The following is a 12633-nucleotide window of genomic DNA, read 5'->3' on the forward strand; positions in this document are numbered from 1 at the left end:
ATTGACTAAGTAACGGCATACCAGACAACTGCCATCCACTTACCTATAGCTCGGTAAGGCACTGCCTTTAGTTAGCAAAGGTTTAAAATGATATAAGCATAAGCCGTTTACCGCTTGGGGTCCACTTCAACTCCAGGAACAACAATAGCAATAACAGCTGTATTTCAGATCACTATAGGTGTGCTTTACCCATGAAAGATATTGTCGGCACATACTTGTCACTGCGCATAACCGGTGTGAACTTACTGCTACTTTTTTTGGCTTCTTGCGCCCTGCCCCCTTCGAACATTGAACGTCTGATAAACCGCCTGGAAAACCCCGATGCCGGGGTGATGATTGTCGCGCATCGCGCCTGTTGGCAAAAAGCACCTGAAAACTCTTTGAAATCTATCGACGACTGTATCGCCTTAGGGATCGATATCATTGAAATTGATGTGCGCAGAAGCCAAGACGGCGTTTTGGTGTTGATGCATGACAGTACGGTAGATCGAACCACCAATGGCACCGGCAAAGTTTCAGAGCTGACCTTGGCGCAATTAAAAAAGCTACAACTAAAAACGGGTAATGGTCAGCAGGGAATGTTAACTCAACAACGTATTCCGACATTTAAGGAGGTTTTACTCAGCACCCAGGGCAAGATTCTGATTAACCTTGATGCCAAAGAAGATGTTTTTGTGGCGGCGGTAAAAGAGGCTTCATCATTAGGCATGGAAAAGCAGTTAATTATCAAAATAGAAGTACCGGCGGGCAATGCCAAACTAAGCGCTTTTAATTTTTTACCCCAAATTCACTTTATGCCTAAAATTACCCAAGGCAATGGGCCGCTGGGTATATTGGCGCCGCAATATATCAGCTATAACCCGGTGGCGTTTGAAGTTAAGGCCAAGATGGAAGCTTATCTTATAGAAGGGGCTGATGATATCGCTGAAATAGGAGCCAGATTATGGGTGAATACCTTATCAGCTACCCCTGAAAAAGCCGCCGGACATATTGATATGTTAGCCATAAAAGATCCCGACGCCCACTGGGGGCGGCTGGTGGAACTTGGTGTCGGCATGTTCCAGACCGATGAGCCAGAAGCCTTGTTGAACTACCTGGTGGCTAAAGGTTTACGTTAAACTTGTTGCTTTTACCTAAGCCAGTTAATTCAAATAGCTTAATCGTTGAACATCAATGTCAGTAGTTATAATTTCATGATAGTAGCCTTTATAAGGCTTACAGACGTTGGTCCATATCACCATAACCGGATCTTCAATGATAAAGTTGCCGCGCCGGATTTAAAACCCACAATGAATTTGACAGCTAAAACCTGATTGATAGTCATCAGCTTTTTAGCTGTGCAAATTGTGTATGTCCCGTATTGCTTGGCAAATGTGATAAAGCATTGGCCAGCGGCAGAGATCTGAACATGCAGCTTACTGATGGCGTTAAGCCCTGTTTCCCGGATTAGCGGATTAGCGGATTAGCGGATTAGCGGATTATTGCAAGAATACATGATCGACTTAATCTTAGAGGTGTCAGCTTATCAATCAAACCTAGTGCGCCTGTATGGCCCGTTTTCGCCCGTATGGTGAATTCGATATTGACCGGAAATGCCTGCCGAGACTTTGGATGTTGCACGGACCTGAGCCGACTGAACCTATGATAATAAAGCTGCTGTACCGGCTTTAAATACAGCAGCTTAGCTTATGGCCTTTCAATAAAGCCCGGGGTTAGTTTTTAGCCGTCACCTTTGGCTCCAGTTGCTTGGGTGTGATAACGACCTCTGCCTGATTGACAACGATACTGAGCTTTTGCCCTACAGGGAAACCGGCCAGGCGCAGCCATTTTCCCCTGAGCACGACACAGGGCTCCAGCTTGACGGGCACATAGTTAATGCCGATGCCGCGGGTTTTCGTCGCCGTGGTGCAAACCGTTTCCTGTACGGTAAGTTGCTGATAAATGGGATATTTTACTTTTGCCGAGGCGGGCTCTGGCGTATGATGATATTTAGCCATTACGTACTCCTTCAGAAGTTCGTGGTGGTTAGCAATCTCTGGGTGTGCTACCACTCAGGGATTGCGACTTAAGTTACTACGTTTGCTTTAGCTTCGTAATAACGCCTGCTATTGCAACAGTCCGTTGCCGGAGGTGTTGCAATAACTGCTTTCCGTTTGGACTTGGATAGCATTTTTAATGCAAAGACCAATTTGCGGGGAAGTCAATGGTGGACTGGTCTTTTTTTAGGTCAATTTTTTCTCTTGCGCTTAACCCTTTACGGCAGTTTTTAATTAAATCAGTGCCGCTCTTTTAACGCCGAGAGCCGTTAAAAGGACAGTGCCGGCTTAGATTATCGGGTTCAGGTTATATTAAGGCGGCTCCTGCTAGCTCTTAGTTTTTTTCGGGGCTGGTGTCGCAACAGGTACCGGTAAAGCAGTTAGGGGAGCTGTTGATGTTGTGCTGCTGGTGGCGGACGTTGCCACTGATGCCGCGGCTGAAGTTGTCGTTGCTGCCACCGGTACCGCTGCCGATGTAGCGGTTGCCGCAGAAGGCAGCATAGCTGCAGAGCTTGGGCTGTGGTATTGATAATATTGGTTATCTCGTTCCCGTACCAAGAACCTTGCCGCAGGCTTTTGATGCCTTACGAAGTCGCCCAGGCCGGATTCGCGCCCGGTTATATAGTTGGCCTTATTGCTCATAGGTAATACGCCCATTTGCGAGGCGGCTTTTCGCGGGGCGGTTAATGGTTTATCCGGTACATGGCCAAATACTTTTTTTTGCAAGACCTTAGGCCCTTTAGGAATTGCCGGTTTTTTTTTGCTGGCTTTTTTCCCTTTATGGCTATCGCGTGTTCTGCTTCTGCTTTGCATATTTGTTGCTACCCGATCAACATTTTTATCTATTCTTGACGGAGTAACTGGTGCTCCCTGACTTTGCAGGTAGTCATTGGTCAATGCCGCATACGCCCTTATTTCATTGCGGTCTGCTTGATTTAATGGTTTGGTCCTATGACGGTCGTCGAAAACCTCGTCGAACTGATCATAACTAGATCTTCTTCCTCTCATCTTAGCTCCCAGGTTAACCATCAAGTCCTGCCCGGGCCTATATTCTTCATCAGGAACATGTGTTCTCATCGCGGTTTCATGTCTGCTCGGTGAAGGCGGTGGTGTTGCCACATCCTCGCCCTGGTGCGGGTTTACCACCAAAGGCGGTCCTTTGTCTCCGGCTATATCCTCGGATGCGTCATTATAAATTGGCGTAAACTCCTGCCCGACCCGGCCAAAATAATCTTTTGTTTGGCGCCGTTGATACATACGAGCACTGGTATGCCTTAATTGCGGATATGTTTCTTGTAGCCGAGCGTATTGTGGGCCAAGTGGATCTGTTGCTGCTGTGCTTGCCCGGGCAGGCCTTGCTGCCAGAGTTCGTGGCGAAGGCCGTAATGCCGGTGATAACTTCTGCGCTGGTGCCGCAGTCGGTAATGCCTGATATGCTCTGGGGTGAGAAACCGCCGCAGCCGCTGCCGCCGCAGTGTTTGCCGGTGGTGGCGAACTAAGCATAGGTGACGATGTCTGAGTGGGTGACTGAGGCAAAGGGGGAGCTGTGACCGGATGCGCAACCCTTTGCATAACGGCCACAGCGACAGCCGGAGCCTCCTCTGTGCCCTGCTGTGCTCTATGGTGACGCTTAGCCGGTGGAGGATGGGAAGCGGTTGGTAACGGGACAAACGAAGACGATGAGTTGCCACTTAGAGGCCTTTTTCTTGATCTACCGGCACTCATCTTGGTAATTCCTTATGACTTTGTTATCAGTGAACTCAGCTCTCTTGTGATTTAGCAAAGCAATTAGGTTGCCAGGTGACAGGATTATCGTTTAAGCCGTTATAGCAAGCGAAATAACGGCTCCGCAAAGGGCCTTTTAAAGTGTTGATGTTATTTAGGAGGGCAAGCGGGTCATATTCCGCCCTACTTTGTTACCCGGACGGGTTAACAAAAACAGTTTTTCGGCGAAGAGAAAGATTTACATAATTAAAAGCAGGGATAAGATGTCTGTTTTGCCCTTGTTCCCTCTCACTTAGCTTGCTATGGGCTGTTTCTTGAACACAAATCATCTAACTCTTTCAGTAATTTCAAAGACTCAACTAACTCCATCAGACTAATCCCCCCTGACCACAGTGCTTTAACCCCAACACGGCCAGTACGCATACAAGCAACCAAATGCTTATAGCAAAACCAAACTTTTGATGGCGGTAATGATAAAAAGCAAATATGCAGTTAGCTAAGTATCCGGCTAAAACACTAGCTATTTAAAAAGAGCCTTATTGGTTGTCGTCTTAAGTAATTAAATAACAATAAGATTTATAGATGTGAGTTGTGCGTATTCATTGAAAATGATTTATGAATTGTTGGCCTGTTATGGTAGTTAAACAGGCAACTTTACATTCTGAATTGCTTGTTCACCCGTGTATCAGTGGTTGAACAGACGATGGAGTATGACTGTTTTTATGAAGGGTGGCCAAAAAATTTCATTTCCGCACTTGGTTGCGAATACCTACAATACCGACACGATAAAATGTATAGCGGAATACGCCGCAGCATGATTTTTTGACAGACCTTGACTGCAAAACGAAAGGGCTGTTTAACCCCATTTGAATTAAGTAAGAATTCAAGACTGTATTAGATTAAAACGAAGGATTTTAGAAAATGTGTAGTATTCGCAGTATGGCAATATCATTTTTGTTGGCAATTTGTTCAGCGCAAGCGTCGGCAACTCTTATCTTCGACTTTGAAATTGACTCATTTAGCCCAATAAATATAAACGGTCAAATTGGTGATAAATTTAGTATTGCCGTTGACAGTGAAGCAGATCTCGAAACTGGCGTCTCAATGTCAGATGTTCTTTGGGTTTCATATGACACAGCATATCTTGGTTACCAGTTAATTGATGACTTTGTTTTAAGCTACGACGATGAATTACTTGCACAGTTTTTTACTTTTACTGACTTAGGTAACGACCTTTGGCAATTCGATATTTTAGTTGGTTTAACGGACGATAACAGGTTGATTAGTTTTCAAAAGAATAACTATAGCTTGCAATTCGGACAAACTGACGATGGCAGTGGCGCAATGAGTTTATCCATGTTATCACCAGGTGAAGGTGTTCTTGCCCATGAGCCGGCCACGACACGTGTTTTTAGTGCTCAGGCAGCATTGCCAGTACCGGAGCCAGGTGCTTTAGCAATATTTTTATTGGGTCTTGTCGGGGTAGCGAGACAAACTCGAACGAGAAAGTAGCACTCAATCAAACATCGTATAGTTGAGAAGTAAAAGGTTAGCGAGACTAGCTTAAATTTTATGTAACTGCCTATCACGACGACTTTTTATAGAGTTAAGGGTAGGCAGATTATGAATAATAAAGAACTTGAAGCCTTTGTCGGGTAGGCTATTAAAAAATATCAAATCCGGGCAAGATCTGACCGACTTCAGACAGATGCCTGCCAAAATCACCGTCGAAGCCGCCCTCAATACGGAATTGGAAAATCATCTCGGTTATGCCAAACATGAAAAATCTCGTTCAAACAATCGGTGTAACGGTCACTTTAGCAAGATCATCAAAACTGAAGATGCCTAATTTAAACTGGAAACACCGCGTGACAGAGACGGCAGTTTTGCGCCTCAATTAGCCAAAAAACACCAATCCAGCTTCATCTCGATAGATGACAAAATCTTACATCTGTAGGCTAACACCTGTAAGTTAAAGGAATGACCACAAGAAAGATTGTTGCTTCCCCTCGATGAACTCTATGGTGCAGACGTATCGCCTGCGCTTATTCCCTGGTTACCGACGCGGTTATCGACAAAGTGATAAAGTGGCAGTCTCGGCCACTGGATGCCGTTTACCCTATTGTTTACCTTGATTACATCATGGGCAAAATCAGCCAGGATAAGCAAGTGATAAACAAAGCGGTGTTTCTTGCCCTAGGCATCAACCTCAAAGACCATAAGAAATTACCGGGCATATGGCTGCCTGAAGACGAAAATGCTAAGTTCTGCTCAGTGTGCTTACAGAGCTTCAAAACCGAGATGTCAAAGACATCCTTATTGCCTGTGTAGGTGGCCTCAAGGGCTTTCCCGATGCGATTAATCGCATCTTCCCGGAAATACTGATTCAGCTGTACATTGTGCATCTGCTGCGTAACTCATTGAAATTCGTTCCCTGGAAAGATTATAAGGCCATTACGACTGACTTAAAGCGCATCTATCAGTCAGCAACAGAGGATGAAGCCCTCCTAGCCCTTGACCAGTTCGCAGAGCACTGGGATAGCAAATATCACAGAATCAGCAAATCCTGGCGTACATTGGAATAACCTCAATACCTGGTTTGGCTACCCTGAAGATATAGCTAAGGCTATTTACACCACCAATGCCATAGAGTCACTTAATAGTGCTATCCGAAAAGCGATTAAAAAGCGAAAGCGATTTCCAAGTGACGACGCTGCTAAAAAGGTCATTTACCTGGCAATAAAAGATGCCTCGAAGAAATGGTCAATGCCGATTAAAAACAAGAAAGGAGCAATGAGCCGTTTTATGATTGAGTTTGAACAACGGCTCAAAGATTATGTTTAATAACGAATTGAAAAATATGAATTAAGCAGCTTGCTGCAAGCCAGAAAATTTTCTATAGCTGACGACCAGCATCAGAGCTAATAACCAAGCCATTGAACCGCCACGACTGTCTTTATCAGGTGTGACCAGGATAACTTCAGCTTCATTAACAACAGTAACGCTTGTTGTCATACTCGTACTTGTTTGCCCGTCAGTTACCGTCACTGCAAGCTCAATCTCTTCATCACTTGCCACTTCCGGTAAGGTAATGATCGCTTGTGCCAGGTTAATATCTTCAATGCTAACCGCAGATCCCGATAACTGCTGCCACTGATAACTGATAATATCCCCATCAGGGTCACTTCCTTGTGCTGTCAGCGTAATTGTTTGTTTTTCTTGATAGCTAGCGGCATGATTATTGATAGTGACAACCGGCGCTTTATTAACCTGATAAACGGTCACTTCCACACTGGCAATGCTAGTCTCTCTGCCATCACCGACACTCAGCTCAAAGGAAAGCACTTCATCTTTACTCACAGACGGGCTGATAAAACTTAGCACTGCACTGGCAGTATCGGTTAATTCAACTGGTGTACCAGAAGTTTGAGTCCATGAATAATTTAATACATCCCCCTCGGCATCGATGGTATTTGAAGCATCAAGAGTGATGGCAGTTTCTTCATCCACATCATAGCTTTCAGCCAAATCTATGGCAGGCGCCTGATTTGGTTGCCCTATAGCTAGCGTACCCGGGTCTTCCACTGAGCCATTTACTATAAAGTCTGCATCATTAGGACCACCATCTTCAATAATGAGCTGAATACAGTTATCGCCGACACTAAGTCCTAAGGTATAACTTGCATCGTACGCCGCGGGGCAATTACCATTTACATCTGCTAAAGCTGAGCTAACACTATTACGGGTATCCTCGACAAAGTTAAACCAGCCATCGCGCATGTTGTATTTACGATATACCGCGCCTTCGGGCAGCAAGGCACCTTGCTCTAAAGGAATAATCACCGCCACTGAATCACCATGTATTAGTAAATCACCAATAATAAAGTTGTATAGCGGAGATATTGCTTCAAAATGATTATCGCTTGCATCTGAGCCTCTTGTTAAAGCAAGCTCAATGACATCATCAGGAGTAAAAATAGCTTCCCGGCTACCAGAGCCAAATAGTGCTCTGATAGATGAGCCAAGAGACATTTTTAAGCCTGGCGTTGTTTCTATTGAATAACTATTACTGCCAATAGGTAAACGGCTGATATTGCTATCACTATCTAAATAATCAGCAATACCGTCTCCATCACTGTCACCATAACCTTCTTCTTCATCGACAATGCCATCATGGTCACTATCAAGTGCTGAAGAAAGCCCGGGTAAATTTTCCACCACTACTTGCACTATTTGAGTGACTGATAAGGCCTCTTGAGTATTATTTTCTCGCGCTGTAACTTCAAGGTTATAACTTCCGGGATCGAGAGTACCTGGCTCAAACGCATAAGTTAGACTGTTACTCGCATCGATTAATAATGGCTCAGATGATGACCAGTTTATATCATGAGTATCTTGTGCATTTACATCTTCAATTTTGGCCGTTACGGTGACTAATCCCTTACTCGGATCAATCACACTTACCTGCCCTCCTTGTTGGCTCATGCTAACTTCAAGCATAGGTGCAAGGTTCTTTTCAACGACATGAACTTGCGCTTGATTATTGCGGCCAATAAAAGCGTTACTTGCCGTTATCAGTTCAACGACCACGTTATCATTGGCGCTGACATCTGCAGGCAGATTCACTAAAAACCCACCAGTTAATCCGGTATTGATTGATACCGTCGATTGCTCGATGACAATATCATTTACTGATACTTGATAGTCCACCTTAACAGGGCCACTCGGCGCTTGACCGCTTAAGTAAGCATCAAGGCGATTACTGCCGCCAACAGCAATATTCACTACAGGTGCAATAGTGGCTTCAGGTAATATATCAACAGCTAAGTAGGCCGTGGCACTATTTCCAGCATTATCGACAGCTGATAATTCAACGCTATGACGCCCCGAAACAAACTTAGTTTCCCCTGAAATAACCGGGCTAATATCACCATCAACCAAATCAATGGCGGTAATATTTACCTCTGTTGAAATATCACTGATTTGCCCTTGAGCATTTATTGTTAATCTAGCCAACTCGCCAAATTCAGGTGGCGTGGTATCGACAATAGTGACTAACTGCTCTTGAGTTGACTGATTGCCTGCAAAATCGGTCGCTGTCCAAATAACCACATGCTCGCCAAGTGATAAACCTCCTGTGATATTTGAACTGATACTGGGTGAAGTATCACGATCATCACTTACCGCCGGCGCTATTAAGCTAACAAGGGTTAATACACCTGTTGCTTCAAACTCTACATTTTCAATATCAGCAATAACCGGGGCCTGGTTATCATTGGTATTAGCAATTAACGGCTCATTGTCATCTTCATCTAAAATGCCATCACCATCATCATCGGTATCGGCATTATTACCAACACCATCGCCATCAGTATCCGTGGTTTCTGATGGATCATTTGGAAAAGCATCGTTTAAGTCATCGACACCGTCGTTATCATCATCGCTATCGGCATTATCTCCAATGCCATCACCGTCGGTATCAGTGTCCTCTGAAGCATCTAGCGGAAATGCGTCGTCACTATCATCAACACCATCGTTATCGTCATCGGTATCGGCATTATCACCTATGCCATCGCCATCGGTATCGGTACCTGTCACCTCAACCGTGCGGTTAACGGTAATCGCTGCATTATTTGCGGCATCGCTTACATCATAACTTAGGGTATAAGTGCCGATACTATTGGTATTGACCGAACCGCTCATAACTATATTCGCCGAAATATCGCCATCATTATTGTCACTGGCAGATGCACCTGCATCTGAGTAAGTCGAGTCTTGGGCAATGGTGATACTGCTATCACCAATCAATGAAATTACCGGCACGGTTTGATCGGTCACCGTCACAGTTCGGGTCACTTCAACCGCCGCATTGCCCGCGGTATCGGTCACATTAAAAGTCACGGTATAACTACCGACCTTACTGGTATCAACGGACTCAATGCTCACAATTGAACTTGAAATATCCCCATCGACATTATCCGAAGCACTTGCACCGGCATCGGAATAACTACTTCCTTGTGCAATGGTGATAGCCCCATCACCATTTAATACGATCACTGGTGCAGTGGCATCAAGAACACTAAAACTTCTGCTGACATCGGCGGCAGCAGAATAATGAGTATCACCACTTTGTGAAGCCGTGATGCTGCAAGTACCTACATCTGACAGGCTAACCCTTGTGCCAGAAACACTACATACAGACGACGTACTCGATACAAAACTGACGGTTAACCCCGAACTGCTAGAAGCAGCTAAATCAAAATCAACATCACCTGAATTTTTGTCGGCCAGTGCTGCAAAAGTAATGGTTTGACTGGCTTTATTAACGGTAAAGCTTTGGGTTAGATCATCAGCTTCCAGGTAGTTGGCATCCCCCGATTGCGATGCAAGGATAGAACAAGTGCCAACATTGATCAGAGAAACCGTACTGCCGTTTACAGTACAGATCGAATGGGTATTTGACGAATAAGAAACAGCCAAACCAGAACTGGCAGTGGCTGAAAGCGTCAGCGAATCACCGTATTCTTGATCAGCAATAACACTGAAATCGATAGATTGCTTAAAAAGGGTCGCCAGGGTAACGTCATTTCCATCTCCCCCCTGATAACTGATAGAAAAAACGTAACTGCTTTGGTCAATTTCAACGCCTTCCGGTAAACTATCAAAAGTACCGCTAATAGTGTCAGCACCGTCATTATTGATAAGGGTAAAAGTATCACCGATATTCGGGCTGTAGTTACCAGCATCAATAGTCAGTGCTGCTGAGCCAAGACTAACACTGCCGGTAATATCAAGCTGGTCGTATTCGGTACATACGCTCGTCCCTTCTATTTCGATATCCAATGAGCCGCCGCTGTTTAACGACAAATCACCAGCCAGCATACAGCCCGGGCTATTTCCCGGAGCAATTACGCCGCCCGATTGCAGATTTACGATTCCGCCGCTAACGGTTCCGCTGCCTGTTAATTTTCCGCCGTCTGCAATATTAAGCTCGCCGGCCAATGCGGCATTTCCAGCCATTAAAAAAGCGATAAAGAGCTTACCAATCAGCAGCTTGCTTATTGGTAAGCTAAGACCATAATTTTTCATTATTCAAGCCCCGCCTGCTTTGCCAGAAGTTCAATTTCTGCTTCCAGTTGCGCGATTTCAGCATCGACGGCGATACGTTCAGCATCCAATTGTTGTAGCGCCTTAATTAACAAAGGCGTTACTTCTACATAGTTGACTGACTTGATCCCTTGACTATTTTCACTCACCAATTCAGGCAGCACTGCTTCGACTTCTTGCGCGATAAACCCCAAATGCGTACGATTGTCGCGATGAAGTTCATCTTTCCATCTATAACTTACACCTTGCAACAAAGAAACTAATTGCAAGCCGTTTTCAATAGGCGTGATTCCTGCTTTTAAACGACCGTCGGAAGCTAAACTCAGGTCGCCGCTTATGCTTAGGTCACCATTATTCGCTAAGCTTAGTGCTGCGACATAACTGGCAGTGGCATCGTTACTGAAGGTCAGATCGCCGTTATCTGCTGCGCTAATTTGCCAGCTGTCGCCATCGTCTTCCCCGTTATCTGCCGTCAATGTCCAGGTAGCTGCGCTATCCGTATCGCCTATGGTATTAACCGTTTTTACTGAGGTATCGGCAAAACGGTAATTGCTGCTACCGAGGGCAGTTTGACCATCGACATAGGGCTCCCAACTCGTAGTATTATCATTACCGAAAACAACTGTATTGTCGGCATGGCTAGCCGCATTATCACCGATAACAACCGCATTGCTATGATTAACATAGGTGTTAGTGCCCACAGCAATCGAGCCGCCAGTGGCATTGACGCTAGCTTCAGCGCCGTAACCTATGACAACTACGTCGCTCGCGCTTCCTACTGCAGATGCACCTATTATTGTAATTCGGCTTAGATCGTAACTGCTTCCTTGACCAAGTTGGGCAATGTTGGGCATGCCGGTACTATCGCCTCTATCTCCTAAAAACCCTGTTTCTATATCTTCTGAACTGTCATCCCAGCTTGCAAAATCAGCAAAGGCACCCAATACAACATTATCTGAGCCGGTCCAATTTACCGAACCCGCCCCAACACCCAAGTAGGTATTTCGGTTCGCATTGTCTGTTTCGCTGTTACGGTTATTATCACGTCCCGCAAGCATACCCACGAAGGTATTGTAGTCTCCATGTTCTGTGTTTTCACCGGCTCGCGTACCGACCATAGTATTGAAATGACTTTGATCGGCATCGTATCCTGCCTCCTTACCGATAAAAGTATTACGAATACCACTTCCAAGCCCGTACCCTGCCTTACTGCCGAACATGGTATTACCCCAACCATCATTACTGGCGCTCCCGGAGCCATAAAAAGCGGAGGCACCTACGGCAGTATTACGATAACCTGATAAATGATTAGAACCTGTATCTTCGCCCAAAAATGTATTGTCATAACCACTGGTATTATCAAGGCCGGCTTCTTCACCGATAAAAGTATTACGCGAACCCGTGGTATTTTCGTATCCGGACTTTGTACCTAAAAAGGTATTGTCTTCACCGGTGACATTGCTGTAACCCGCTTGAGTGCCAACAAAACTATTATGTGCGCCGGTGGTATTGTTATAACCGCTTTGGTAACCAACAAATAGATTTTCATCGGCCTGGTTGTTATAACCCGCTTGATTGCCAATAAGCGTATTACCATTTTGAGTGGTGGTATTACGACCGGCATCAACACCAATTAACGTGTTATTATCTCCTGTCGTAATGCCGGCATTAGCATTAAGCTCAGTATTATCCGCAGCGACATTAAGCGATAAGCCGATTAAACCGGCAGCAAGCCAGTATGTTTTATTGAAATTCATGCTTCCCC

7 protein-coding genes and 1 pseudogene are annotated in these 12633 nt (G+C 45.1%); 4 read left to right on the forward strand and 4 right to left on the reverse strand.

What is annotated here, in order from left to right:
* Window positions 1-191: 191 nt before the first annotated feature.
* Complete coding sequence (locus QL234_RS10835; RefSeq protein ID WP_281557852.1) at window positions 192-1118, forward strand: glycerophosphodiester phosphodiesterase family protein; 927 nt, start codon at window positions 192-194, stop codon at window positions 1116-1118.
* Between the two features lie 594 nt (window positions 1119-1712).
* Here QL234_RS10835 and QL234_RS10840 read toward each other — a convergent pair.
* Together QL234_RS10840 and QL234_RS10845 are read right to left on the reverse strand one after the other, a co-directional pair.
* Window positions 1713-1997: a SymE family type I addiction module toxin gene (locus QL234_RS10840; RefSeq protein ID WP_281557853.1), complete on the reverse strand. Its 285-nt coding sequence runs from the start codon at window positions 1995-1997 to the stop codon at window positions 1713-1715.
* A 366-nt stretch (window positions 1998-2363) separates the two neighbouring features.
* Window positions 2364-3293, reverse strand: coding sequence for a hypothetical protein (locus QL234_RS10845; RefSeq protein ID WP_281557854.1), 930 nt, complete (start codon window positions 3291-3293; stop codon window positions 2364-2366).
* Window positions 3294-3322: 29 nt separating this feature from the next.
* On the opposite strand from QL234_RS10845, the gene QL234_RS10850 reads away from it, so the two are divergent.
* The 3 genes and pseudogenes from QL234_RS10850 (at window position 3323) to QL234_RS10860 (ending at window position 6605) form a co-directional block, all read left to right on the forward strand.
* On the forward strand, window positions 3323-3535 hold the full coding sequence (locus QL234_RS10850; RefSeq protein WP_281557855.1) for a hypothetical protein: 213 nt from the start codon (window positions 3323-3325) through the stop codon (window positions 3533-3535).
* A gap of 1147 nt (window positions 3536-4682) precedes the next feature.
* Complete coding sequence (locus QL234_RS10855) at window positions 4683-5273, forward strand: PEP-CTERM sorting domain-containing protein (protein ID WP_281557856.1); 591 nt, start codon at window positions 4683-4685, stop codon at window positions 5271-5273.
* 115 nt (window positions 5274-5388) lie between these two features.
* Window positions 5389-6605: pseudogene (locus QL234_RS10860) on the forward strand (IS256 family transposase).
* Window positions 6606-6626: 21 nt separating this feature from the next.
* Here the strand turns inward: QL234_RS10860 and QL234_RS10865 are convergent.
* A complete protein-coding gene (locus tag QL234_RS10865) occupies window positions 6627-10850 on the reverse strand; it encodes an immunoglobulin-like domain-containing protein (RefSeq protein ID WP_281557857.1) in 4224 nt (1407 codons plus the stop codon).
* Window positions 10850-12625: a tail fiber domain-containing protein gene (locus QL234_RS10870; RefSeq protein WP_281557858.1), complete on the reverse strand. Its 1776-nt coding sequence runs from the start codon at window positions 12623-12625 to the stop codon at window positions 10850-10852. The genes QL234_RS10865 and QL234_RS10870 overlap by 1 nt, the downstream gene beginning before the upstream one ends.
* Window positions 12626-12633: the final 8 nt, after the last annotated feature.

It is taken from the genome of Thalassomonas sp. RHCl1 (assembly GCF_947387555.1).
Taxonomy (GTDB): Bacteria; Pseudomonadota; Gammaproteobacteria; order Enterobacterales; family Alteromonadaceae; genus Thalassomonas.

Coding starts and splice junctions, on each gene's coding strand:
- QL234_RS10835 (WP_281557852.1), top strand. CDS start 192: ATGAAAGATATTGTCGGCACATACTTGTCACTGCGCATAACCGGTGTG.
- QL234_RS10840 (WP_281557853.1), bottom strand. CDS start 1,997: ATGGCTAAATATCATCATACGCCAGAGCCCGCCTCGGCAAAAGTAAAA.
- QL234_RS10845 (WP_281557854.1), bottom strand. CDS start 3,293: ATGTATCAACGGCGCCAAACAAAAGATTATTTTGGCCGGGTCGGGCAG.
- QL234_RS10850 (WP_281557855.1), top strand. CDS start 3,323: ATGTTTCTTGTAGCCGAGCGTATTGTGGGCCAAGTGGATCTGTTGCTG.
- QL234_RS10855 (WP_281557856.1), top strand. CDS start 4,683: ATGTGTAGTATTCGCAGTATGGCAATATCATTTTTGTTGGCAATTTGT.
- QL234_RS10865 (WP_281557857.1), bottom strand. CDS start 10,850: ATGAAAAATTATGGTCTTAGCTTACCAATAAGCAAGCTGCTGATTGGT.
- QL234_RS10870 (WP_281557858.1), bottom strand. CDS start 12,625: ATGAATTTCAATAAAACATACTGGCTTGCTGCCGGTTTAATCGGCTTA.